Source organism: Pseudomonas sp. Pseusp15 (genome assembly GCF_059492165.1).
In genome coordinates this window covers 4,457,762-4,481,273 of the sequence record NZ_CP168523.1, presented here as the reverse complement: position 1 = coordinate 4,481,273, position 23,512 = coordinate 4,457,762, and the positions used below count along the sequence as shown (strand labels likewise).

Sequence of the window (23,512 nt, the reverse complement as noted above, 5' to 3'; positions counted from 1 at the left end):
GTGCTAGGTTTAGCCCACAGCCCGTGTAGCTCAGCCGGTAGAGCAGCGCACTCGTAACGCGAAGGTCGCAGGTTCGATTCCTGTCTCGGGCACCATTTTCCCCGCTTACTTCACCTTTCTGCTCAGCTCCTCGACGGTGCGCTTGAGCTGATCCATCGCGCGATCCTGATCGCTGATTTCCCGTTTAAGACTGGAGATCTCGCTGTTGTTCGAGCTGGAGCTGGAACCGCTGTTGCGCTTGAGCTCTTCCACTTGTTTGGTGAGAGTGTTCAGGTCGCGTTCCTGTTCATTGACCGTGCGCTTGAGATCATCAATCTCCTTGCTGCTGGAGCTGGTGCTGGAACCACTGTTGCGTTTGAGTTCTTCGATCTGACGGGCCTGTTCGCTGATAGTGCGCTTCTGGCTTTCGAGATCGCTGGCATTGGCCTTCACGGTTTTTTGCAGGTTTTCCAGATCATCGATGCTGACACTGGTTCTGACGAGCGTGTCCTTGCCGTATGAATTGTGGAGGGCAGAGATTTTGTCGGAGTACAGCGAAGGGTCAGAGGCGACTTCGACAGCCGCTTGAGCTGCACTGGCCAATGTCAGGCTGCCGAGCAGCAGGGTAGCAGCGGCAAGACGGGTAGACGAAAGCTTCGAAAAACTGCGCATCACTGGGGTTCCTTGTGAAGTGCCGATATGGCACATCGCTATGACTTGGGATTTGAATTTATGTTCCCCGAGGTCTCCAGCATCTCTTGCACACAGCTTTTTGCGGGATAGATGTAAAGAGCCGTGTAAATCGTCGGCAAAACGTCCTATATTCGTTGCCTGCATGAGCATCGCCCAGCAGTTTTCAGATGATCCCGAATGGTTCTGAAGGCCAGACAAACCGGGCTTCAAACGGTTTTTTTGCGTCAGAGAGATCCTTGATGATCCAGATCTATCTTCCATTCCCCAGATCAGCGAGAACGCCATGACCGTTAAAGAATTGACCCAAGAAGCCAGACACGAAGAAGCCCTGAAAAAGTACGTACTGGATGCACCCCAGTTACTGGAAGAGATCAAGGACTTGCCTGCCGACGATCAGAAGGACCAGATCCAGTGGGCGTTCGAGGATGAGGCAGAAGCCCAGGGCTTGCAGCCGTGGGAGCTGACGCTCAAGTACACCTCAACCCCGGAAGAGTTCGAGGCTGCGCGCCTGGCGCTGCACAAGGAAGCGGCCGAGGTATTGGGTGTCGAGTGGGAAGAGTACTGCGAGATGAACAATCTGGTGGTCTGATACAAAAACGCCAGCCTCATCGGGGCTGGCGTTTTTCTTTATGCGAAGAACTCAGAGGCTCAGTCGCATCGACAGATCCACCGCCTTCACATCCTTGGTCATCGCACCAATCGAAATGTAATCCACCCCGGTTTGCGCAATCGGCAGCAACGTACTTTCGTTGATGCCGCCACTGGCCTCCAGTTTTGCCTTGCCGGCATTCAGGCGCACGGCTTCACGCATGTCATCCAGGCTCAGTTCATCGAGCATGATGATGTCGGCCCCCGCCGCCAGGGCTTCTTTGAGCTCCGTCAGGTTCTCCACTTCGATCTCCACCGGTTTGCCCGGAGCGATCTTGTGCGCGGCAGCAATAGCCTCAGGGATGCCACCGCAGGCGGCGATATGGTTTTCCTTGATCAGGAAGGCGTCATACAGGCCGATGCGGTGGTTGTAGCAACCGCCGCAGGTCACGGCGTATTTCTGGGCCAGACGCAGCCCCGGCAGGGTTTTGCGGGTATCGAGCAACTTCACTTGGGTCTGGGCGACGAAATCCGCCAGGTACTGCGCGCGCGTAGCCACGCCCGAAAGCAGCTGCAGGAAGTTCAGCGCGCTGCGTTCGCCGGTGAGCAGCGAGCGTGCCGGGCCTTCGAGGTGGAACAGCGCCTGATTGGTTTTCACCCGCTCGCCATCGCTCACCTGCCAGTGCACGGCGACCCGCGGATCCAGCTGCCGAAACACGGCATCGACCCATGCAGTGCCGCTGATGACGGCCGCGTCGCGGGTGATGATGGTGGCTTTGGCCAGACGTTCGGCCGGGATCAGTTGCGCGGTGATGTCGCCGCTGCCGATGTCCTCGAGCAACGCACGGCGCACGTTGGCTTCGATTTCGGCGGTCAAATCGGCGAGACGTAGATTCGGCATAACGGGCTCCACAAACAAAGTGGCCCGATTATAGGGCCATGGCGCGAGGCAACCCAAGGCATCAACAACCGTCCCGTCGTTCACGAACCTGCATTTGGTCGATTCGCGTGAGCAATTGACTCTAAGCAAGGGTCTTTCATAAACGTCTGTTTCTTTGGGAGCGCAGAGTCTGCTGGCACAAGAGAGGTCTTTTGCAGATAATTCTGCCTTGCATTTGACGTCATAGCTTTGACGTACCTTTGGATTCCCGATTATTGAATGACAGCGGGTGTGCAATGTTCTCCGCTGAACGCCGGCTGTGTGGCCGGCGTGCTCGATCTTTCTTACCGAACCGAAGAATCACCGTTTCAGGAGGCTTGGATGCACAACGACGGGAATGTAGTGCCTTTGCACAAGGCGACTACCGATCAGGCGACTCATTCGCTGCTCGCCCGCCTGCCTGTGATTCTGCTTCAGGTTCGCGACAAAGCTGCCCAACAGCTCAAGCAGGGTTTGCAGGAGCTGTTCGATAACGCCGACGACACCTTGTTCGAAATGGCCGACCGGGCCCGAAACGATGTCGAGCAAAACATTTTCTTCGAAGCCATGCGCGATTTGCGCCTCAAGCGCAAAAGTATCGAGCGCGGTTTTCTCGAGCAGTTCCTCGAGGCTTTCCTCAGACTCACGCAGTGCGACACCTCACAGGCTGCCTTGCCCCGGGCATTGGCTTTCGATACCTCGGCGTCGCTATCCCATGACGACATGGAGCGTAATGTGGCGGTGGAGATCATGGTCGGCAAAGTGCTGAACCGCGATGGCTTCGCCCTCGACCAACTCACCGCCCGACTGAGCACCCTGTTGGGCAAGAAACTGGTCGAACAGCACAACCCCCTGGGGCCGACGCTGCTCTGCGAGTATTTCCTGCAGGCGGGTCGCAACCTGGGGATGGAGATCAAGGTCAAGCTGATCATCCTCAAGCTGTTTGAGCGCTATGTGCTCAGCAACGCCGATCAGCTCTACGCCGAAGCCAATCAATTGCTGATCGCCACCGGTGTGCTGCCGGACCTCAAGCCTGCCCCGGCGCGGCGTGCCACTGATCGAGCGGCTGCCAGTGCTCACGCCGACCCTGTCGAGGCAGGGAGTCGCAGCAGCAATCCACAGATTGACGAGGGGGTGCAGGAAGTTTTCGCCGCCTTGCAGGAGTTGCTGCTCCATGTGCGCGGCAGCGTTGCGCCGACCCTGGAGGTCAGTGCCCAGACCCAGCCCATTTCCACCCGCGACCTGCTGCGACTGCTCTCGCACTTGCAGCAATATGTGCCGGCGCTGGCGGTTCAGGACGACTTCGACCTGCGTAACCAGCTCGAACTGCTGCTGACCCGGGTCAGCGTCAAAAGTGGCAGGTCGCGGGTGGTCGGGGTGGCTGATGAAGACGTGATCAACCTGATCGCCATGCTCTTCGAATGCATTCTCGATGACCGCAACCTGCCGGACTCCCTCAAGGCGCTGATTGGGCGCTTGCAGATTCCGATGCTGAAAGTCGCAGTGCTCGACAAGAGTTTTTTCAGCCGCAGCAGCCATCCCGCCCGGCGCTTGCTCAACGAAATCGCCGCGGCGGCCATGGGCAGGGGCGAGTGCGATGACCATCAGCGCGACAGTCTGTACCTGCGCATTGAGCAGGTGGTGCAGCGCTTGTTGAACGACTTTGTCGATGACCCGGCGATCTTTTCCGAACTGCTGGCGGATTTCCTCGCCTTCACCCATGACGAGCGTCGTCGCAGTGAATTGCTGGAGCAGCGCACCCGAGACGCCGAAGAAGGCCGCGCCAGGACCGAACTGGCCCGTCAGCGCGTCGAGCAGGCGTTGAATCAGGTGTTGGTGGGCAAGGTTTTGCCGCACAGCGTGGTGGTGTTTGTTCAGGAGGCCTGGAGCAAAGTGCTGTTGCTGACCGGCCTCAAGCACGGTGATCAGTCCGCCGAATGGCACGCCGATGTGCAGACCATGGAGCAGTTGATCTGGAGCGTGCAGCGCCACGACGAACCCGATGCGAGCCTGCGCTTGTTGGCGCTGGTGCCAGGGTTGCTCAAGTCATTGCGCGATGGGCTGAACAGCTCGGCATTCGACCCGTTTGCTACCAGCGAGTTTTTCAGCGAGCTGGAAGCCCTGCACGTTCAACTGTTTGAACGTCCGAGCCAGAACAGCACGCCTGTCGAGGGGCCGATAATGGTCGAAGTGCAGGAGGAAATCGTGCTTCGCACTGCTGACGAAGGCCCGGTCGAAACGGCCTCGGTGCGTTTGCCGGAGGATGATGCCGCGCTACTGCAAGTCGATCAACTGCGCCCGGGGGGCTGGGTCGAGTTTCAGGAAGACGAGGAAAACACCCTGCGTTGTAAATTGACGGCAATTATTGAATCCACCGGCAAGTACATCTTTGTCGACCGTACCGGAATGAAAGTGCTGGAGCGCAACCGTACCGGCCTGGCCCTGGAGTTTCGGCGTGGCGCGGTGCGCACGCTGGACGACACCTTGCTGTTCGATCGGGCGCTGGAATCGGTGCTGGGCAACCTGCGGCGTCTCAATCGCGGCAAGTGATCGCGCGCCGAGGGTCTATCGCGGCATACTGGGCGCCAACACAGTCGTCGTTGAAGGAGCCTGTATGCAGTTGGACCCCGCGAGTGGTTGGTGTCAGGGTGTGCGTTTATGCCCTTCGCCCAACTTCAATGCGCGCCCCGAGGGCGAGATTTCCCTGCTGGTGATCCACAACATCAGTCTGCCGCCCGCGCAGTTTCTGACCGGCAAGGTGCAGGAATTTTTCCAGAATCGTCTGGATGTCACGGAACATCCCTACTTTGCAGGGATCGCCGACCTGCGGGTGTCTGCGCACTTTCTGATTGAACGTGACGGCACCGTCACTCAGTTTGTCTCTTGTCTTGAGCGCGCCTGGCACGCCGGCGTTTCGTGTTTTGAGGGACGGGAAACCTGTAACGATTTTTCCGTGGGCATCGAGCTTGAAGGCACGGATGATCTACCGTTTACCGATGCGCAGTATCAGGCGTTGACGACTCTGACCCGACAGCTGCAAAGCGCCTTCACGGGCATCACCGCGCAACGTATCTGTGGGCATAGCGACATTGCACCCGGGCGCAAGACTGATCCGGGACCGGCGTTTGACTGGGCGCGCTATCGTGCGGACCTGGCAAAAGCCGCTCAGGAAGAAGAGGAGCAACAATGAGTTTTCTGGTGCTGCTGTTAGCGGTCTGGATCGAGAAATTCTCGGCCCTGCGCCATCGGGTTCAACGTGATGCGGGTTGGGTGCGTGAGCTGAACAAGCTTGAAGTGAGCCCACGCATGACCAACCGTCCGTGGCTGATACTGGTGGTGCTGGTGTTGTTGCCGGTGGCGCTGCTGGGGTTGCTGTTGGTGGTGCTGGACCCGGTGGCCTATGGCTTGCTGGCGTTGCCCGTGCACCTGTTGGTGGTGATTTACAGTCTGGGGCGTGGCGATCTGCTGGCCGGCCTGGGGCCGTTTCGCGATGCCTGGCGCCGGGAAGACCTGCAGGCTGCCGCCCATGTGGCCAAACGCGACCTGGATATCTGCGCCGACAGTGGCGAGCAACTGCTGGAACGGGTGCAGGGGCATCTGTTGTGGGAGGCCTATCAGAGCTTTTTCGCGGTGATCTTCTGGTACTTCCTGCTGGGCCCGGTTGCGGCCCTGAGCTATCGGCTGCTGGCGCTGGCCGAAGAGCATGGGCAGAACCCGGCCGTGGTCGAGCGCGCGACACAACTGCGCCACGCGTTCGATTGGGTGCCGGTGCGGTTGCTGGCGGCGAGCTTCGCGCTGGTCGGCAACTTTGTCGCGGTCAGCCGGGTGATGCTGCATGAGCTGCTGAACTGGAACATCAGCGCCGCCCAACTGATCGAGAAGGTCGGACTGGTTGCCGGTGAAATTCCGGCGCCGGTGGTCGGCCCGGACGGCATCAACAGCCTGGACCGGATCTGGGAACTGCTGCTGCGCGCGGCAGTGCTTTGGTATGCCGGTTTTGCGTTGTGGACTGTTTTGTCGTAATCCAAACACATCTGAAGCGAACTTCATTGTGGCGAGGGAGCTTGCTCCCGTTGGGTCGCGAAGCGGCCCCTGGCCCCCCGGCGCCCGTCCAGACAGACCGACTTGTCTGGATTTACGACTGCTTCGCAGCCGAACGGGAGCAAGCTCCCTCGCCACAGGGGCTCATCCGCTCCAACAACGGCGACCTGTCGTTAACCTTAAGTTACAAAACCTCCCTCCGATTTAGGCTATACAGAGGCAGCGCCAATAGTGGCTATCTGCTGTCTCTGCGCGCCTGCCAATAAAAATAAGAAATCAAAGGGAGACTTCACAGTGAAGAGCTTGCTCTATCCCGCCGTCGCGCTGATGAACCGCCTGAGCTTCGGCATGAAGTTCAGTCTGATCAGCGTGCTGTTCCTCGTACCGATGCTGGTGACCAACTTCTATCTGGTGCGCGACTCCTATCGCGAATTCCAGGGCACCCGGATCGAGTTGCAGAGCCTCGACCTGTTGGGCAGCGGCCTGAGCCTGCGTCGGGACCTGGAGACCCTGAACAACCTGGTACAGATCAACGTCACTCTGGGCCAGTCTGGCAAGGCCAGTCATGTCGAATCGACGATAAGTGCCCTGGAGCAAAGCGTCCTGAGCCGTTTGCAGGGGCTGGCGGCGATGACCACTGACCCGGAGCAAATCACGTTTTTCGATGGCAAACGCGATGAAATGATCGCCGCGTTCAAGGCCCAGCAAGCAGAAAACTCCCTGCAAAGCAAAAGTGCGCTGATCGGCAAGTTGCTCGGTAACGCGCAGATTTTCAGCCAGATCATCGCCAGTCAGGCCGGCCTGAGCCGCGACAGCCAGAGCGACATGCGTCAGCTGAGCGAACTCATTACCAACGTCACGCCGGCCGTCACCCAGACACTCGGCGAGGGCCGGGCGATGGGGTCTTACTCGCTGGGGCAGGGTTTTCTCAATTCGGCCTCGAGTACCCGATTCGATGAGTTGCTGGCGCAGATCGAGAAACTTCAGGCCGAATACGGCCTGAAGTTGAAGGACGCACTGGGTTCCAGTAAAGCCGCTCACGAAACCCTGGCGGCTCAGGCAGAAAGCAGCAAGGCCTCCCTGAAAAAGGCCAGTGAACTGTTCGAAGAACAGGTGGTGATGGCCGACACCCTCGATGCGCCGTGGCAGGCCTTTTTCGATCAGATCACGGGCCTGATGGACCAGACCTATCAACTCAACGAAGCCACCCTGAAGTTTCTCGGCACCCAGTTGCAGCAGCGGCTGGAGCAGCACCGTACCCACATGGTGTTGCAGGCGGTGGCGCTGGCGCTGGTGTTTGTGTTGATTTTTTACCTCTATGGCGGGTTCTACGCTTCGACTCGCACCACCCTCAAGCGTCTGGGCGCGGTGATGGACAAGGTGGCGGCCGGTGACATGACCGTGACCTTCAGCGCCAACAGCCGCGACGAGCTGGGCGAGTTGGGTGAGGTGTTCACCGGTACCGTGAAGAAAATCCATGACCTGATCGAGCGAGTGGGGCAGACCGTCAGCGAGGTCGAGCGCCAGGCCGGGCAGGTCGAAAGCGTGTCCGCCCAGAGCAACCAGGCGGTAGCGGGGCAGCGTACGCAGATCGAACAGGTCGCCACCGCGATGAACCAGATGTCGGCCACTTCCCAGGAGGTGGCGCGCAGTGCCTCTGCGGCCGTCAGCAGTGCCCACAGCGTCAATGACGAGACCATCAGCGGTCGCGGATTGGTGGAGTCCCAGCAGGGCAGCATCGCTGCACTGGCCAGCGAAATCGATCAGTCGGTGCGGGTGATCAATCAACTGGCCAGCGACAGTCAGTCCATCAGTCGTGTGCTGGAGGTGATCAAAAGCATTGCCGAACAGACCAACCTGCTGGCCCTCAACGCCGCCATTGAAGCCGCCCGCGCGGGCGAGCAGGGCCGGGGTTTTGCGGTGGTGGCGGATGAGGTGCGGACCCTGGCCAAGCGCACCCAGCAATCGACCGAAGAAATCGAGCAGATGATCGCCAAGTTGCACAGTGGTGTCGGTGCGGCGGTCAAGGCAATGGGCACCAGCCATCAGATGGCCAATGGCACCGTCGGGCAGTCGGAAAAGGTCCAGCAGGCGCTGGAAAACATCCTCGGCGCCGTCGGCATGATCGTCGACCAGAACCAGCAGATTGCCGCTGCGGTAGAGCAGCAGACCGCTGTGGCCCACGACATCGACCAGAACATCGTCGAGATCAACCGCGCCGGCGAGCGCACCGCCGAAGGCGCGCACCAGACCGAGAATGCGAGCCGAGCGCTGTCGGCGCAGGTGGTGGAGCTCAAGCAGTTGATCAGTGCGTTCCGGGTTTGATGCCACGAAGCAGATCAAATGTGGGAATCAACGGATTACCAGTTGAACAGCTCACAGGCGTTGGCCGTGCTGGCAGCGGCCAGTTGTTCGGGGCTGATCGTCATGAGGGTGGCCAGTGCCTCACAGATCGCCGGCAAATGGGCCGGGCTGTTGCGTTGGCCGGGGAACATGGCGGGGGCCATGTCCGGTGAGTCGGTTTCCAGTACCACCGATTCAAGGGGCAAACCGGCAATCACCCGGTGCATGCGCAAGGCTTGTGGCCAGGTCGCGGCGCCGCCGAGGCCGAGTTTGAAACCGAGCTTGATGTATTCGCGAGCCTCTTCCTGGCTGCCGGCGAAGGCATGAATGATCCCCGCCCGTTTCAAGCGAAACCGTTTGAGTGTGGCGATCACCGCTGCGTGGCTGCGTCGCACATGAATCAATGCTGGAAGATTGAAGTCCGCCGCCAGTTGCAGTTGGGCGTCGAACAGCGTTTGCTGACGTGCACGATCCAGAGTTTCGATGAAGTAATCCAGACCGATCTCGCCCACCGCGCATAGCTGGCGATGGCCCGCTAACCGCGTCAGCCAGTCACCGAGTTCGGTCAAATCTTCAGGGCGATGGTCATCCAGATACACCGGGTGCAAACCAAACGCCGCGTGCAGATCGGGATCGCTTTGCACCAGCTCCCAGACCCGCTGCCAATTGGCCTGATACACCCCCAGCACCACCATCTGCCGCACGCCGAGGGCGCGGCTCTCGGCCAGCAGCGCCTGACGATCCGGGTCGAAGTCCGGAAAGTCCAGGTGAGTGTGGGTGTCGATCAGTTCCACGGTTCAGTCCTGAAGAATACGCTGCTTGAACGTCCGCGCGATGGCCTGCACGCCGGGCTGGTAATCGGCCTGTTCGATGGCGGTCACTGCCAGTTCCAGGGCTTTATCGGCGATCAGTTGATGCTGCTGGGCCATGGCGTTGACCGGCAGCGGCAGGAAGTCCAGCAACTGCGTATCACCAAAGGTGCCCAGGCGCAGCGGGCGGCTTTTCAGCGGGAAATCGTGCAAGGCATCGAACACGCCCTGAAGCAGCACGTAGGAGGTGGTCACCAGCGCATCCGGCAAATGGCCCAGGCGTTGGATCAATTCTTCCATCAGTTGTTTGCCGCACTCACGGCTGAACGACTCGCCGTGCTCGATCAGCGCCTCGCCTTTGAAACCGTTCAGCGCTTCCTTGAAGCCCGCTGCCCGCTCCTGGCTGATACTCAATTCGGGGCGTGCACCGAGCAGCGCGATCTGTTTTGGCAGCGGGGTCAGCAGGCTGCGGGTCAGGTGCAGGCTGGCTTCGCGATCATCGCTGATCACCGAGCAGAAATGCTCGGGCTCCATCACCCGGTCGATGGCGATGATCGGAATGCCTTTGGCCTGCAACTGGCGATAACTGTCGTCACCGGCCGGCAGGCAACTGGCGACGATCAGCGCATCGCAGCGGCGGGCACGGAACAGTTGCAGCAATTGCCGTTCGCTGTCCGGCGCATCGTCGGAGCTGGCGATCAGCAGCTGATAGCCGCGCGCCCGGGCGCCTTGTTCCAGCAGTTTGGCGATTCGCGCGTAACTGGGGTTTTCCAGGTCCGGCAGAATGAAGCCCAGGGTGCGGGTGTGCCGACTGCGCAGCCCGGCGGCCTGCGGGTTGGGCGTGAAGCCATGTTGTTCGACCACTGCCCGCACGCGCTCGACAGTGGCGCTGCTGATGCGTTGCTGTTCGGCCTTGCCATTGATGACGTAACTGGCGGTGGTCACGGAGACACCAGCCAATTGTGCAATATCACTGAGTTTCAACCCGGTATTCCTTGTTTTTAGAGCGTGCCCCGACATTTTCGCCAATCCTACCCGATTGAGGCAGGCGACCATTGTCGCAGCACATCCGATAATTGGACTTCAAGGATGAGACATTATCGAGTAACGTGCCTAAGATTCTAGATTAAACGTTTCAGCAGGCGTATTTTCTACGTTATAGGTCGCTTTGGCCGGTTCTGCCGCGAAACCGCCAAAACTGCGTCTGAAAAGGTGTTCTCAAAACGCCTAAGCTGAATCAATCAAAACAATACCTGGCGTCACACGGCGCCAAAAAGGAGAAAGCATGCTCGAGCTCACCATAGAGCAGATATCCATGGGCCAGTCGGCTGTGGATAAAGCCACCGCCTTGCAATTGCTCGCTGACCGACTCGTGACCGATGGCCTGGTGGCCGACGGTTACCTCGCAGGCTTGCAGGCCCGGGAAGCCCAGGGCTCGACCTTTCTCGGCCAAGGTATTGCCATCCCCCATGGCACTCCCGAAACCCGCGATCAGGTATTCGCCACTGGCGTGCGGCTGATGCAGTTTCCTGACGGAGTGGACTGGGGCAATGGCCAGATCGTTTATCTGGCCATCGGTATCGCCGCCAAATCCGATGAACACCTGCGCCTGCTGCAACTGCTGACCCGTGCCCTCGGTGAAACCGACCTCGGCCAGGCCCTGCGCCGCGCCAGTTCCGCCGAAGCCTTGCTGAAGCTGCTGCAAGGCGCGCCACAAGAGCTGGCACTGGACGCACAGATGATCGGCCTCGGTGTGTCCGCCGATGACTTCGAAGAGCTGGTTTGGCGCGGTGCCCGTTTGCTGCGTCAGGCCGATTGCGTGAGCAACGGTTTTGCCGGCGTCTTGCAGCAGGTCGAAGCGCTGCCGCTGGGCGATGGCCTGTGGTGGCTGCACAGCGAACAAACGGTGAAGCGTCCCGGCCTGGCGTTCGTTACCCCGGACAAACCCATCCGCTACCTCGGTCAGCCGCTGAGCGGGCTGTTCTGCCTGGCCAGCCTCGGTGAAGCCCATCAGGCGCTGCTCGAACGTCTTTGCGCGTTGCTGATTGAAGGTCGCGGCCATGAATTGGGCCGTGCCACCAGTAGCCGCGCGGTGCTGGAAGTCCTTGGCGGTGAAGTGCCGGCGGACTGGCCGAGCGCACGCATTGCCCTGGCCAACGCCCACGGTTTGCATGCGCGCCCGGCGAAGATCCTCGCGCAACTGGCGAAAAGTTTTGAAGGCGAGATCCGTATACGCATCGTCGATGGTCACGACAGCGCGGTGTCGGTGAAGAGTTTGAGCAAACTGCTCAGCCTTGGCGCCCGTCGCGGCCAGGTGCTGGAACTCATCGCCGAACCGGTCATCGCTGCCGACGCCTTGCCGGCCTTGTTGGCGGCCATCGAAGAAGGCCTCGGTGAAGAAGTCGAGCCGCTGCCCGTGGTAAGCCAGCAGCGCGAAGTGCTCGTGGAGGTGGAGGTCGCCGAAACACTGCTCGCGCCAGCGTCCGGCAGCCTGATTCAGGCGATTGCCGCGGCACCGGGGATCGCCATCGGCCCGGCGCATATTCAAGTGCTGCAAGTCATCGATTACCCGCTGCGCGGTGAGTCCGCGGCCATCGAGCGCGAGCGTCTCAAGCAAGCGCTGGCCGATGTGCGTCGTGACATCGAAGGCCTGATCGAGCGCAGCAAGGCCAAAGCGATTCGCGAGATTTTCATCACCCATCAGGAAATGCTCGACGACCCGGAATTGACCGACGAAGTCGAAACCCGCCTCAAGCAAGGTGAAAGCGCCGAAGCGGCGTGGATGACGGTGATCGAAGCCGCCGCCAAACAACAGGAAGCGCTGCAGGACGCGTTGCTCGCCGAACGTGCCGCCGACTTGCGCGACATTGGCCGTCGGGTGCTGGCGCATTTGTGTGGCGTCGAAACGCCTGCGGAGCCTGCGCAACCGTACATTCTGGTGATGGACGAAGTCGGCCCGTCGGATGTGGCGCGTCTTGATCCGATGCGCGTCGCCGGCATTCTCACCGCTCGCGGTGGTGCCACGGCCCACAGTGCGATTGTCGCCCGGGCCCTGGGTATTCCGGCACTGGTGGGCGCCGGCGCCGCCGTGTTGCTGCTGAAACCGGGCACGCCGCTGTTGATCGATGGCCAACGCGGCCGCCTGCACGTGGACGCCGATGCCGCGACCTTGCAGCGCGCCACCGAAGAGCGCGACACCCGCGAACTGCGCCTCAAAGCCGCCGCCGAACAACGCCATCAACCGGCGCTGACCACCGACGGCCACCCCGTGGAAGTGTTCGCCAATATCGGTGAAAGCGCTGGCGTCACCAGCGCGGTGGAGCAGGGCGCCGAAGGCATTGGCCTGTTGCGCACCGAACTGATTTTCATGGCTCATTCACAAGCACCGGACGAGGCCACCCAGGAAGTCGAATACCGTCGCGTACTCGATGGCCTGGCCGGGCGACCGCTGGTGGTGCGCACCCTCGACGTCGGTGGCGACAAACCGCTGCCGTACTGGCCGATCGCCAAAGAAGAGAACCCGTTCCTCGGTGTGCGTGGCATTCGCCTGACCCTGCAACGTCCGCAGGTCATGGAAGCGCAATTGCGCGCCTTGCTGCGTGCGGCGGATAACCGTCCCTTGCGGATCATGTTCCCGATGGTCGGCAGCGTCGATGAGTGGCGCCAGGCTCGGGACATGACCGAACGTCTGCGTCTGGAAATCCCGGTCGCCGATCTGCAACTGGGGATCATGATCGAAGTGCCGTCGGCCGCCTTGCTGGCGCCGGTATTGGCCAAGGAAGTGGACTTCTTCAGCGTCGGCACCAACGACCTGACGCAGTACACCCTAGCCATCGACCGTGGTCATCCCACTTTGTCGGCCCAGGCTGACGGCTTGCACCCGGCGGTGCTGCAACTGATCGACATCACCGTGCGTGCGGCTCATGCTCATGGCAAGTGGGTCGGCGTGTGCGGTGAACTGGCGGCCGATCCGCTGGCGGTGCCGGTGCTGGTGGGCCTGGGTGTGGATGAGTTGAGCGTGTCGGGCCGCAGCATTGCCGAGGTCAAGGCGCGCATTCGCGAACTCAGCCTGACCCAGACTCAAACCCTTGCCCAACAGGCCCTGGCCGTGGGCAGCGCGAACGAAGTCCGCGCATTAGTGGAGGCGCTGTAATGGCCAAGATCTTAACCCTGACCCTCAACCCGGCGCTGGACCTTACCGTTCAATTGCCGATGCTTGTGCCCGGTCAGGTCAATCGCAGCGACGAAATGCACACCCACGCCGCCGGCAAAGGGGTGAACGTGGCACAGGTGCTGGCCGACCTCGGGCATCAGCTGACCGTCAGCGGATTTCTCGGGGAAGACAACCTTCAGGCTTTCGAAACCCTGTTCGCCAAACGCGGCTTCACCGACGCGTTTATCCGCGTCCCCGGCGAGACCCGCAGCAATATCAAACTGGCGGAAAACGATGGGCGCATCACCGATATCAACGGCCCGGGGCCGCGGGTCAGTGAAGCGGCGCAGCAGGCTTTGCTTGATCGGCTCGACCAGATTGCACCAGGGCATGACGCCGTCGTGGTGGCCGGCAGTTTGCCACGTGGCGTGAGTGCTCAATGGTTGCGGGAGTTGATCCTGCGCTTGAAAAAACGCGGCTTGAACGTTGCGCTCGACACCAGCGGTGAAGCCTTGCGCGCCGGCCTGTCGGCTGGCCCGTGGCTGATCAAGCCAAACACCGAAGAGCTGGCTGAAGCACTGGATTGCGAAGTGGTTTCCGTGGGCGCCCAAGCCGAGGCCGCGAGCCGTTTGCACGCTCATGGCATCGAGCACGTGGTGATTTCCCACGGTGCCGACGGGGTGAACTGGTTCAGTGTCGGCTCGGCGATGCATGCCACACCGCCCAAGGTCAGCGTGGTCAGTACCGTCGGTGCGGGGGATTCGTTGCTGGCGGGCATGTTGCACGGCTTGCTCAGTGCCGATACGCCTGAACAGACCTTGCGCACCGCCACTGCGATTGCAGCCATGGCCGTCACCCAGATCGGTTTTGGCATCGGCGACGCCGCGCAACTGGCGCAGCTCGAACAGGGCGTGCGCGTGCGCCCCCTGACAGAACAATAAGAGGGTTTGCAATGAAATTAGCCATTGTTACGGCCTGCCCGAACGGCATGGTCACCAGTGTGCTGTGTGCTCGTCTGCTCGATGCAGCGGCCCAGCGTCAGGGCTGGAGCACCAGTGTCGAAGTCGTGGATGCAGCCCATCCGGAACGTCAATTGTCGGCGGCGATCATCGAGGCCGCCGAGTGGGTGTTGCTGGTCACCAGCGCACCGGTGGATATGTCACGGTTTATCGGCAAACGGGTGTTCCAGAGCACCCCGGCCCAGGCTCTGCAAGATGTCGAAGCGGTGCTGCGCCGTGGGGTAGAGGAAGCCGAGGTTTACGTCGCGCCCGCAGCCACCGCTGAACCTGCCGCGGTTGCTAAACAGGCGCCACGCCTGGTGGCCGTCACCGCGTGCCCGACCGGTGTCGCCCACACCTTCATGGCCGCCGAAGCCTTGCAGCAAGCGGCCAAGCGTCTGGGTTACGACCTGCAAGTGGAAACCCAGGGCTCGGTCGGCGCACGCAATCCGCTTGGTGCAGAGGCGATTGCCAATGCCGACGTGGTGCTGCTGGCGGCAGACATCGAAGTTGCCACCGAGCGTTTCGCCGGCAAGAAAATCTACCGCTGCGGCACAGGCATCGCCCTGAAACAGGCCGAAGCGACGCTGAACAAAGCCCTGGCCGAAGGCAAGCAGGAAAGCGCTGCGACCGGCGCCAAAGGTCCGGCCAAGCAAGAGAAGACCGGTATCTACAAACACCTGCTGACCGGTGTCTCGTACATGTTGCCGATGGTGGTGGCGGGCGGTCTGATGATTGCCTTGTCCTTCGTGTTCGGCATCACCGCGTTCAAGGAGCAAGGCACGCTCGCAGCGGCGCTGATGCAGATCGGCGGCGAGAGCGCGTTCAAACTGATGGTGCCGCTGCTGGCGGGTTATATCGCCTACTCGATCGCTGACCGTCCGGGCCTGGCGCCGGGGATGATCGGTGGTTTGCTGGCGAGCACGCTCGGTGCCGGTTTCATCGGCGGGATCATTGCTGGTTTCATCGCCGGCTATGCGGCCCAGGCGATCAACCGTTATGCGCGCTTGCCGCAAAGTCTTGAGGCGCTGAAGCCGATCCTGATCATTCCGTTGCTGGCGAGCCTGTTTACCGGTCTGGTGATGATCTACGTGGTTGGCAAGCCGGTGGCCGGGATGCTTGCGGGGCTTACCCATTTCCTCGACAGCATGGGCACCACCAACGCAATTCTGCTCGGTGTGCTGCTGGGCGGCATGATGTGCGTCGACCTTGGTGGGCCGATCAACAAGGCGGCTTACGCGTTTTCGGTGGGGCTGCTGGCATCGCAGAGTTATGCACCGATGGCCGCGACCATGGCCGCCGGCATGGTGCCGCCGATTGGCCTGGGCATCGCCACGTTGATTGCCCGGCGCAAGTTCGCCCAGACGGAACGCGAGGCCGGTAAAGCGGCGCTGGTGCTGGGGCTGTGCTTTATCTCCGAAGGGGCGATTCCGTTCGCGGCCAAAGACCCGCTGCGGGTGATTCCGGCGAGCATCGCCGGCGGTGCGCTGACCGGCGCGTTGTCGATGTACTTCGGCTGCAAACTCATGGCGCCGCACGGTGGATTGTTTGTGATGCTGATTCCGAATGCGATCAACCATGCGCTGTTGTATCTGCTGGCGATCGTGGCCGGGAGTCTGCTGACGGCGGTGGTGTATTCGGTGCTCAAGCGACCGGAAACAGTGGAACTGGCGCTGGAGCCGGCTAACGCTTAACAGCCAAAGATCGCAGCCTTTGGCAGCTTCCGGCCAGAACAGTGTTCGACCGCGATATGGCGGCGTACATCGAGCCTGGAGCTGCTGGAGGGTGCGATCTTTTTTGTGTCATACCTGATTCATGCGGCCATGCTTTAGTTTTCCTTTTTCAGGGAGAGCACCATGAGCGAATTCGACCTCGGCCGCCGTCGTGTCATACAAGCTGTCGGAGCCGGGCTGTTGCTGCCCGGGCTGGCGCCGGCGGTGATTGCATCGGTCAAGGATCGGCCGCAACTCACCGATGGTGTGCAGTCCGGCGACCTGTTGGGCGACCGGGCGATGATCTGGAGCCGTAGCGATCGTGCGGCGCGGATGGTGGTGGAATGGGACACGCGCAGCCTGTTCAGCAACCCTCGTCGATTCGTCTCGCCATTGGCCGATGCCGGCACCGATTTCACCGCTCGGGTCGAACTCACCGGCCTGCCTGCCGATCAGGCAATTTTCTACCGCGTGACGTTCGAAGACGCCCAGAGCGGTGTCGCCAGCGAACCGTGGTTCGGCCATCTGCGCAGTGTGCCCAGCGCTCGGCGGAATATTCGTTTCGTCTGGAGTGGCGACACGGTTGGCCAAGGCTTCGGCATCAACCCGGACATCGGCGGCATGCGCATCTACGAAGCCATGCGTCTGCGCCTGCCGGACTTTTTTATCCACAGCGGTGACACCATCTACGCCGACGGCCCGGTGCCGGCGCAACTGACCACCGAAAGCGGCCGGGTGTGGCGCAACATCACCAGCGAAGCCAAGAGCAAAGTCGCCGAAACCCTCGACGAGTATCGCGGCAATTACCGCTATAACCTGATGGACGAAAACGTCCGTCGCTTCAACGCCGAAGTGCCGCAGATCTGGCAGTGGGACGACCACGAAGTGGTGAACAACTGGTCGCCGGGCAAGCAACTGGATGATCGCTACAAGAGCAAAGATATCCACAGCCTGGTGGGCCGCGCACGGCAGGCCTGGCTGGAATATGCGCCGATGCGTTTGCAGAGCGCCGACGGTGGCGGGCGGATTTATCGCAAGCTGAGTTACGGGCCGATGCTCGATGTGTTCGTGCTCGACATGCGCAGCTACCGAGGTGCCAACGACGACAACCTCGGTGCCGCCAAGCCGTTTCTCGGTCGCGAACAATTGGACTGGCTCAAACGTGAATTGAAAGGCTCCCAGGCTCAATGGAAAGTCATCGCCGCCGACATGCCCATCGGCCTCGGCGTCCCGGACGGCGAAGTCAGCCCCGGTGTGGCGCGTTGGGAGGCGGTGGCCAACGGTGATCCAGGCCCGGCTCAGGGCCGTGAACTGGAGATCGCTGAATTACTGGGCTTTCTGCGAGCGCAGCAGGTGCGCAATTTCGTTTGGCTGACGGCGGATGTGCATTATTGCGCGGCGCACCATTACCATCCTGATCGCGCGGCGTTCCAGAACTTCGAGCCGTTCTGGGAATTTGTCGCGGGGCCGCTGAATGCGGGGAGCTTCGGGCCGAATGCGCTGGATAAAACCTTCGGCCCCGAGGTGGTGTTCCAGAAGGCGCCAGCGGCGCAGAACACCTCGCCGTTTGCCGGGTTTCAGTTTTTTGGCGAGGTGAATATTGACGGGCAGACCGGGGACATGAGTGTGGTGTTGCGGGATTTGGATGGGGTGTCGGTATTCGAGCAGAAGTTGCAACCGGTCCAAGCGGGGTGAGAGTTGCAGGCTAAGAACCCTGTCGGATTATAGCCAATGAATATAATTTACTGTTATTTCTAACAGGTGTTATTTGGTTGGTTTTATTTAGACTGAAATCTAAAACCAACCGAGGCGCTAATGATGAGGCTGTTTAATGGGCAACAAAGATTGTCATGGAAGATCGTTGTATCCTTGATCTTTTGTACGATTTTTCTTACTGCATGCAAAAATACTAATGAAACCAATGCAGGTATATGTAATGGAGAATGGGCATTAGTCGGTGGTTATCTCTGCTGGGGCGGTATGCCAGGTGATGCTTATTGCATTTTGTTCGGGAGAGATAATGATCGTGACGGTGCTTTTCGGAGTGGAACCAGCGACACCTGCATTGTTGATGAGCTGGGAAATGTAAAGTCTTATGATTGTGACAAGATGTGCCGCGAGTTCGACTGTTCTAAAGCTCAATGCCCTGCTCCACGTGAAATTAAAAATCTCGATCTATATTTGAACACTAAAAAACGAGTGATAAACAACGATCCTTTAAAGGCTCCTTGAGTTTTGTTTTTAGTGATTCGGCTAATCCTGACGCTATGTTCTTAACGTAACGTCAGGATTAATTTCTTCATGCTCTCAGTAAACGTCGCGGCGGTAGCGGCCCTGTTCGATCAGGCGCTCGACTTCATCCGCACCCAGCACGTCGTTAAGCACTTGGTCCACCCCTGACGCCATCCCCTGCAAACTGCCGCAGATGTAAATCACGGCGTCATCGGCCAGCCATTTCTTCAGCTCACCGGCAGATTCGCGCAGGCGATCCTGTACATAAAATTTCTCGGCCTGATCGCGGGAAAACGCCAGGTCCAGACGCGCCAGATCACCGTTGATCAACCATTCTTCCAGCTCGGCACGGCACAGAAAATCGTGTTCGCGATTACGCTCGCCAAACAGCAGCCAGTGACGCTGCTGCCCGTCGGCAATCCGTGCCTTGAGCAAGCTGCGCAGCCCGGCCAACCCGGTGCCGTTGCCCAGCAGAATCATCGGCACCGGTTCGTTTGGCAGATGGAAACCACTGTTGCGCCGTACCCGCAGGCTGACGTGACTGCCCACAGGCACGTGTTCGGTCAACCAGCCGGAGCCGATGCCCAGGCTGCCATCGGGGTGCAATTCCTGACGCACGATCAATTCCAGCACGCCGTCGGCGGCGATCGAGGCGATGGAGTATTCACGCAGGGCCAGTGGCACCAGCGCGTTCACCAGCGCTTGCGCGTGCAGGCCGACCAGATGAGCGCGGTTTTCGGGCAGTTGGCGGCTGGCCAGGGCTTGTTCCAGAGACTGCGCCAGGCCATCGAGTTCAACCGTGGCCCGACCGTCAATTCCCAGGCCCTCGAGGAAATGCTCGATCGCCCACGCACCATTGCGCGGCAGCACTTCCACCAGATCACCGGCCAGCCAACTGCTGGTACTGGGGGCTGTGAGGCCCAGCAAATACACGGGAGCACCGCTGCTGTCCGGGTTCATCAGCTCACGGCGGGTCAGGGTCCAGTTGTCGTAGCTGGGTGCTTGCCAGGTGTCGATCGGTGCCTGACCCGTCAGCAGGCCGAGTTGCTGTTGCCAGTGACGCAGGGCGTAAGGGTCGCCACCGTCGACTTCAACCGGGGCGAACAAAGTCTTGCCGCCGTGCTCGCCCAGCCAGGTGTGCAAGCGACGGGCGAAGCCGCAAAAGTGTTGATACTGGCGGTCACCGAGGCCGAGCACGGCATAGTTCAGGCTTTTAAGACTCGGTGCACGCCCCAGCACTTTGCGTTCGAAACCGCGGGCGCTGTCCGGCGCTTCTCCGTCGCCGAAGGTGCTGACCACAAACAGTGCGTTGCTGGAATTTTGCAGGTCCTGTTCGCTGACATCGGCCAGCGGTTGAACCTTCACCGGTAATCCGGCGGCCTGCAATTGCCCGGCAGTCTGCCAGGCGAGCTGCTCGGCAAACCCGCTCTGGCTGGCGAAGCCGATCAGCCATGCCGGTGCGTCGCTACCCGGTTGCTCAAGGCCTTTACGGGCATCCTTGATCTGACGTTTCTTGCGTCGGCGGTCCAGGTACAGCAACCAGCCCGTGACGAAAAACAGCGGCATGCTCAGCGCGGTGATGGTCAGGATGATCCGCCCGACCAGCCCGAAATAACTGCCGACGTGCAGTGCATAAATACTGGTCAGCAACTGCGCCTTGAGGCTCTTGTCGCTGTAACGGTCATGACGGCTGACGGCGCCGGTCACCGGATCGAGGGTGATCTGGTTCCGTGCCTGGTCGTGGGGTGAATCCTTCAGCAGGTAGAACACGGTTGCCGGTTGCCCGGCCACTGGCGGCATCCGAACGTTGTAGGACGAAAGACCAGGGCCGGCGGCGCTGTAGATGCTGCTCCACATGGCGGCGTAATCGGCGGTGGGGGCCGGGCCGCTTGGCGCAGGGCCGCGACCACTGCGAACCCGCTCGTTTTGCGGCGAGTCGGACAGCAGCCTGGTCAGACCTTTGTTGTACCACTCGTACGACCAGGACAACCCGGTCAGTGCCGCCAAAAGGTAGAACACTAGGCACCAGGTACCGGCCACCGAGTGCAGGTCCCAATTGAAGCTGCGACCCTTTTTCTTCCAGTCCAGCGTCAGCCAGGCGCGCCAGCTTTTCCACTGGCGCGGCCAGCGCAGGTACAGGCCGGACAGGCAGAAGAACACCAGAATCAGCGTGCAGGCGCCGGTGATCTGCCGGCCGGTATCACCCATGGCGAGGAAGCGGTGCAACTGCAGCATCAGGTCGAAGAAGTCCTGGCCGGTGACGTCGCCCATGAACTCGGCGGTGTACGGGTCGAAATAACGCATCTGCCCGCGACGTTCGCCGGGCGGCGCCGTGAAGATCACCCGCGCAGCATTGCCGCTGTCGGTCTCGACCCAGAGCATAGAGACGATCTTGCCCGAAGCGCTTTCGATTTTCTCCACCAGTTCGGCCGGTGGCAGCACGCCGGCGATCTGCTTCTCGACGTGCAGCACGGAGGGGTTCAGCGTTCGCAGGATTTCATCCTGAAACGATACTGCCGCCCCGGTAATGCCCATCAGGGCCAGGACCAGTCCGGCGCTGATGCCGAAAAACCAGTGCAACTGGAACAGGGATTTCTTCAACACGTCGCTCGCCTTGTTCGTTCAAAAGTCATCATCACGGCGCGCATTATGCCGTGAGTTGTCGAGAAGCATTCTTTTTTACACGCAAAAGCCCCGTTCACTTTGATGAACGGGGCTTTTGCCTGAGCGCTTTGGTCTTCACGCTTCTGTTATCAGAAGTGGAAGTTGGCACTCAGCAGAGCAGTGCGGCCCGGCGCCACGTGGGCGTAGTGCGTCTGGAATACCTGGTCGAAGTAACGCTTGTCGGCCAGGTTTTGTACATTGAGTTGCAGGTCGACGTTCTTGGTCAGGCGGTAGCTGGCCATCGCGTCGTAACGCCAGTAGGACGGGATCTCCACCGAGTTGGCGACGTTGCCGAACTGGGAATCGACGAAGGTCGCACCGGCACCGACGGTCAACTTGTCCGGCACCAGGTCGTAGGTCGACCAGAACGTGAAGTTGTTCCGTGGGGTGCTTGGCATGTGGTTGCCTTCATCGGCGGCGAGGGTGGTTTTGACCACTTCGCTGTCCATGTAGGTGTAGCCGCCGAAGACTCGCCAGTTACGGGTCAGCTTGCCGGTGTAGGTCAGTTCCAGGCCATTGACCTGCTGTTCGCCGTCCAGCACTTGGGTGGTGCCGCCGTCCGGATCGTTGATACGCGCGTTGGTTTTCTCGGTGCGGAACAGTGCGGCGGTCAGCGACAGGTCGTCACCGAAGAAGTCCCACTTGGTGCCGACCTCGTAGTTGCGGTTCTTTTCCGGGTCCAGACTGCTGTTGTTCGCCGCCAGTTCCAGGCCACCGTTGCCGCTGGTTTCGCCGGCCGGGTTGCTGGACGTCGAGTAGGCGGCATAGATGCTGCCGTTTGGCAGTGGGTTGTAGACCACGCCGATCTGGTAGTTCACCAGGTCGCTGGTGTTCTGACGGGAGAAACTGCCCGCTGGAGCCGTGCTGCTGGCGTTGGCGAAACCGCTGGATTCGACCTGGTAGTTGTCATAACGCAGGCCCAGGTTCAGGGACCATTGCTCGTTGAACTTCAGGGTGTCGAACACGTAGGCCGCGGCGGTCTTGGTGTCGGTGTCGGTGAAGGCGTTGCTGTCGGTGATCGTGCCGTTCCAGTTATCCCCAGGTGTCGGGTTGTACAGGCTGGTGCAGTCGCCGGAGTTGAACAGGGCACGGTTGCACCGGGTGCCGTTGGCGCTGGAGGTCAGGAGGTACGGGCGGTTGTGGGTGTCCTGATAGGAAAACTCCAGACCGGTCACCAGGCTGTGCTCGATGGCGCCGGTGTTGAATTTGGCACTCAGGTCGGTCTGGTTGATCCAGCCGCTGGACGTCGAGTTACGGCTCTTCGCGCCACGGTAGACACTGCCGTTGGCCACGTTGCCCTTGCTGTCGTCAGGGTTGGTGACGATGTAGTCCAGGGTTGAACGGGACATGCGAAAGCTGTTCGACACGGTCAGGCTATCGTTCAGATCGTGCTCGAGCTTGATCGTGCCGCTGTCGTTACTGGTCTGGCGATAGTCGCGGCCGGTGAGGCCGTAGAAGTTGTCGCGGTTGACGTTGGCCGGCTTGTCGACGTTGTACTTGCTGCGGTTGGGGCTCAGGGTCAACGGGATGCCGTAGTCGGGCATGTCGTCGGTTTCGACGTGGTAGTAGCCGACGGTCAAGCGGGTGTCGGTGCCCAGGCCGAAGGCGAAGGACGGTGCCACGCCCCAGCGACTGACGTCCACGGCATCACGCCCGGCGACGTTGGCTTCGTGCTTCATCAGGTTCAGCCGGAACGCCGAGGTGTCGGTCATTTGCTGGTTCAGGTCGAGGGTGGTGCGCTTGGTCTGGTCCGAACCCCAGGTGAAGCCGCCGTTGTAGGCATTGCCCAGCTTGGCGGTCTTGCTCACCAGGTTCAGGCTGCCACCGGTGGATCCGGCGCCGGTGAAGGCTGATCCCGGGCCCTTGCTGACTTCGATCGATTCAACGTTGAAGATCTCGCGGCTCTGGGACGCCACGTCGCGCATGCCGTCGATGAACACATCGCTTTCGGCGTTGAAGCCGCGAATGATCGGACGATCACCGGCCGGGTTGCCGCCCTCGCCGGCACCAAAGGTGATACCCGGGGTGGTGCGCAGGGCGTCGACCAGGCTGGTGGCGCCGGTGTCGCGAATCACTTGTTGCGGGATCACGGTGACGCTTTTCGGCGTCTCGCGCAGTGGCGCGGTGTACTTCTTGGAGGCCGAGGTATCGGTCTTGTAGGAGGTGTCATCCTGCTCGCCTACAACGCTGGTCGCGTCCAGGGATATCGCATTGCCGGGTGCTTTTTCGTCGGTCTTCTCGGCCGCGAAAACCATGTGGCCCGCAGAGCCGGCGGTGATCGCCACGCCAATTGCAGACGCGAGCAAACGCGGTGAACTGACCGTTGATTGTGGTTGTTGGCGTGACATGTGAATTCCCCTCCCCAAGGATTTGAGGTCGCG

16 protein-coding genes, 1 tRNA gene and 1 pseudogene are annotated in these 23,512 nt (G+C 60.6%); 12 read left to right on the top strand and 6 right to left on the bottom strand.

The genetic code is table 11. The features are described 5' to 3' along the window. The first annotated feature begins 19 nt into the window (after positions 1-19). Positions 20-95: transfer RNA gene (locus ACEN8R_RS20310), tRNA-Thr, on the top strand. A gap of 10 nt (positions 96-105) precedes the next feature. On the opposite strand, the gene ACEN8R_RS20305 is transcribed toward ACEN8R_RS20310, so the two are convergent. Beyond that, complete coding sequence (locus ACEN8R_RS20305; RefSeq protein ID WP_018929490.1) at positions 106-651, bottom strand: hypothetical protein; 546 nt, start codon at positions 649-651, stop codon at positions 106-108. A gap of 304 nt (positions 652-955) precedes the next feature. Here ACEN8R_RS20305 and ACEN8R_RS20300 point away from each other — a divergent pair, with 304 nt between their 5' ends. Further along, positions 956-1,261 carry a DUF6388 family protein gene (locus tag ACEN8R_RS20300; RefSeq protein ID WP_018929491.1) on the top strand — a complete coding sequence of 102 codons (306 nt, stop codon included), beginning with the start codon at positions 956-958 and terminating at the stop codon, positions 1,259-1,261. Positions 1,262-1,312: 51 nt separating this feature from the next. Here the strand turns inward: ACEN8R_RS20300 and nadC are convergent, their stop codons facing one another. Next, entirely contained in the window at positions 1,313-2,161 is an 849-nt protein-coding gene (gene nadC, locus ACEN8R_RS20295) for a carboxylating nicotinate-nucleotide diphosphorylase (protein WP_495624294.1), read from the bottom strand. Between the two features lie 360 nt (positions 2,162-2,521). Between nadC and ACEN8R_RS20290 the strand changes: the two genes are divergently transcribed. From ACEN8R_RS20290 to ACEN8R_RS20270, 5 genes and pseudogenes are all read left to right on the top strand, one after another. Further along, on the top strand, positions 2,522-4,729 hold the full coding sequence (locus ACEN8R_RS20290) for a DUF1631 domain-containing protein (RefSeq protein WP_495624293.1): 2,208 nt from the start codon (positions 2,522-2,524) through the stop codon (positions 4,727-4,729). A 64-nt stretch (positions 4,730-4,793) separates the two neighbouring features. Further along, a complete protein-coding gene (gene ampD, locus ACEN8R_RS20285) occupies positions 4,794-5,369 on the top strand; it encodes a 1,6-anhydro-N-acetylmuramyl-L-alanine amidase AmpD (RefSeq protein WP_018929494.1) in 576 nt (191 codons plus the stop codon). After that, entirely contained in the window at positions 5,366-6,202 is an 837-nt protein-coding gene (gene ampE, locus ACEN8R_RS20280; RefSeq protein WP_086945991.1) for a regulatory signaling modulator protein AmpE, read from the top strand. Before ampD ends, ampE begins: the two co-directional genes overlap by 4 nt. A gap of 345 nt (positions 6,203-6,547) precedes the next feature. Further along, positions 6,548-7,639, top strand: a pseudogene (locus ACEN8R_RS20275) (methyl-accepting chemotaxis protein); the annotation flags it as partial. Continuing rightward, the gene (locus ACEN8R_RS20270) at positions 7,616-8,545 is read left to right on the top strand and encodes a methyl-accepting chemotaxis protein (RefSeq protein ID WP_495625021.1); all 930 of its coding nucleotides are present in this window, start codon (positions 7,616-7,618) and stop codon (positions 8,543-8,545) included. The pseudogene ACEN8R_RS20275 and the gene ACEN8R_RS20270, both read left to right, overlap by 24 nt. A 35-nt stretch (positions 8,546-8,580) precedes the next feature. Here ACEN8R_RS20270 and ACEN8R_RS20265 read toward each other — a convergent pair whose 3' ends face one another. Beyond that, complete coding sequence (locus ACEN8R_RS20265) at positions 8,581-9,357, bottom strand: TatD family hydrolase (protein ID WP_495624292.1); 777 nt, start codon at positions 9,355-9,357, stop codon at positions 8,581-8,583. Positions 9,358-9,360: 3 nt separating this feature from the next. Then, entirely contained in the window at positions 9,361-10,356 is a 996-nt protein-coding gene (gene cra, locus ACEN8R_RS20260) for a catabolite repressor/activator (RefSeq protein ID WP_018929498.1), read from the bottom strand. Positions 10,357-10,657: 301 nt separating this feature from the next. Here cra and ptsP point away from each other — a divergent pair, with 301 nt between their 5' ends. From ptsP to ACEN8R_RS20235, 5 genes are all read left to right on the top strand, one after another. Continuing rightward, positions 10,658-13,525 (top strand): phosphoenolpyruvate--protein phosphotransferase, encoded by a 2,868-nt coding sequence (gene ptsP / locus ACEN8R_RS20255; RefSeq protein WP_019651088.1) that lies wholly within the window; start codon positions 10,658-10,660, stop codon positions 13,523-13,525. After that, complete coding sequence (gene pfkB, locus ACEN8R_RS20250) at positions 13,525-14,466, top strand: 1-phosphofructokinase (protein WP_018929500.1); 942 nt, start codon at positions 13,525-13,527, stop codon at positions 14,464-14,466. Before ptsP ends, pfkB begins: the two co-directional genes overlap by 1 nt. A gap of 11 nt (positions 14,467-14,477) precedes the next feature. After that, positions 14,478-16,217, top strand: coding sequence for a PTS fructose-like transporter subunit IIB (locus ACEN8R_RS20245; protein ID WP_495624291.1), 1,740 nt, complete (start codon positions 14,478-14,480; stop codon positions 16,215-16,217). Between the two features lie 162 nt (positions 16,218-16,379). After that, positions 16,380-17,930, top strand: coding sequence for an alkaline phosphatase D family protein (locus ACEN8R_RS20240; RefSeq protein WP_495624290.1), 1,551 nt, complete (start codon positions 16,380-16,382; stop codon positions 17,928-17,930). 123 nt (positions 17,931-18,053) lie between these two features. After that, positions 18,054-18,467, top strand: a complete 414-nt coding sequence (locus tag ACEN8R_RS20235; RefSeq protein ID WP_155949117.1) for a hypothetical protein — start codon at positions 18,054-18,056, stop codon at positions 18,465-18,467. A 75-nt stretch (positions 18,468-18,542) separates the two neighbouring features. Here ACEN8R_RS20235 and ACEN8R_RS20230 read toward each other — a convergent pair whose 3' ends face one another. Together ACEN8R_RS20230 and ACEN8R_RS20225 are read right to left on the bottom strand one after the other, a co-directional pair. Then, positions 18,543-21,071, bottom strand: coding sequence for a PepSY domain-containing protein (locus ACEN8R_RS20230; protein WP_495624289.1), 2,529 nt, complete (start codon positions 21,069-21,071; stop codon positions 18,543-18,545). Positions 21,072-21,220: 149 nt separating this feature from the next. Beyond that, on the bottom strand, positions 21,221-23,479 hold the full coding sequence (locus ACEN8R_RS20225) for a TonB-dependent receptor (protein WP_258613110.1): 2,259 nt from the start codon (positions 23,477-23,479) through the stop codon (positions 21,221-21,223). Between the last annotated feature and the right edge of the window lie 33 nt (positions 23,480-23,512).

Bases quoted from the DNA above. Each gene is read 5' to 3' on its own strand.
- ACEN8R_RS20270 (WP_495625021.1), top strand. From the start codon at position 7,616: ATGACCGTGACCTTCAGCGCCAACAGCCGCGACGAGCTGGGCGAGTTG.
- ampD (WP_018929494.1), top strand. From the start codon at position 4,794: ATGCAGTTGGACCCCGCGAGTGGTTGGTGTCAGGGTGTGCGTTTATGC.
- ACEN8R_RS20225 (WP_258613110.1), bottom strand. From the start codon at position 23,479: ATGTCACGCCAACAACCACAATCAACGGTCAGTTCACCGCGTTTGCTC.
- ACEN8R_RS20235 (WP_155949117.1), top strand. From the start codon at position 18,054: ATGAGGCTGTTTAATGGGCAACAAAGATTGTCATGGAAGATCGTTGTA.
- ACEN8R_RS20300 (WP_018929491.1), top strand. From the start codon at position 956: ATGACCGTTAAAGAATTGACCCAAGAAGCCAGACACGAAGAAGCCCTG.
- nadC (WP_495624294.1), bottom strand. From the start codon at position 2,161: ATGCCGAATCTACGTCTCGCCGATTTGACCGCCGAAATCGAAGCCAAC.
- ACEN8R_RS20290 (WP_495624293.1), top strand. From the start codon at position 2,522: ATGCACAACGACGGGAATGTAGTGCCTTTGCACAAGGCGACTACCGAT.
- ACEN8R_RS20305 (WP_018929490.1), bottom strand. From the start codon at position 651: ATGCGCAGTTTTTCGAAGCTTTCGTCTACCCGTCTTGCCGCTGCTACC.
- ampE (WP_086945991.1), top strand. From the start codon at position 5,366: ATGAGTTTTCTGGTGCTGCTGTTAGCGGTCTGGATCGAGAAATTCTCG.
- pfkB (WP_018929500.1), top strand. From the start codon at position 13,525: ATGGCCAAGATCTTAACCCTGACCCTCAACCCGGCGCTGGACCTTACC.
- ACEN8R_RS20245 (WP_495624291.1), top strand. From the start codon at position 14,478: ATGAAATTAGCCATTGTTACGGCCTGCCCGAACGGCATGGTCACCAGT.
- ptsP (WP_019651088.1), top strand. From the start codon at position 10,658: ATGCTCGAGCTCACCATAGAGCAGATATCCATGGGCCAGTCGGCTGTG.
- ACEN8R_RS20240 (WP_495624290.1), top strand. From the start codon at position 16,380: ATGAGCGAATTCGACCTCGGCCGCCGTCGTGTCATACAAGCTGTCGGA.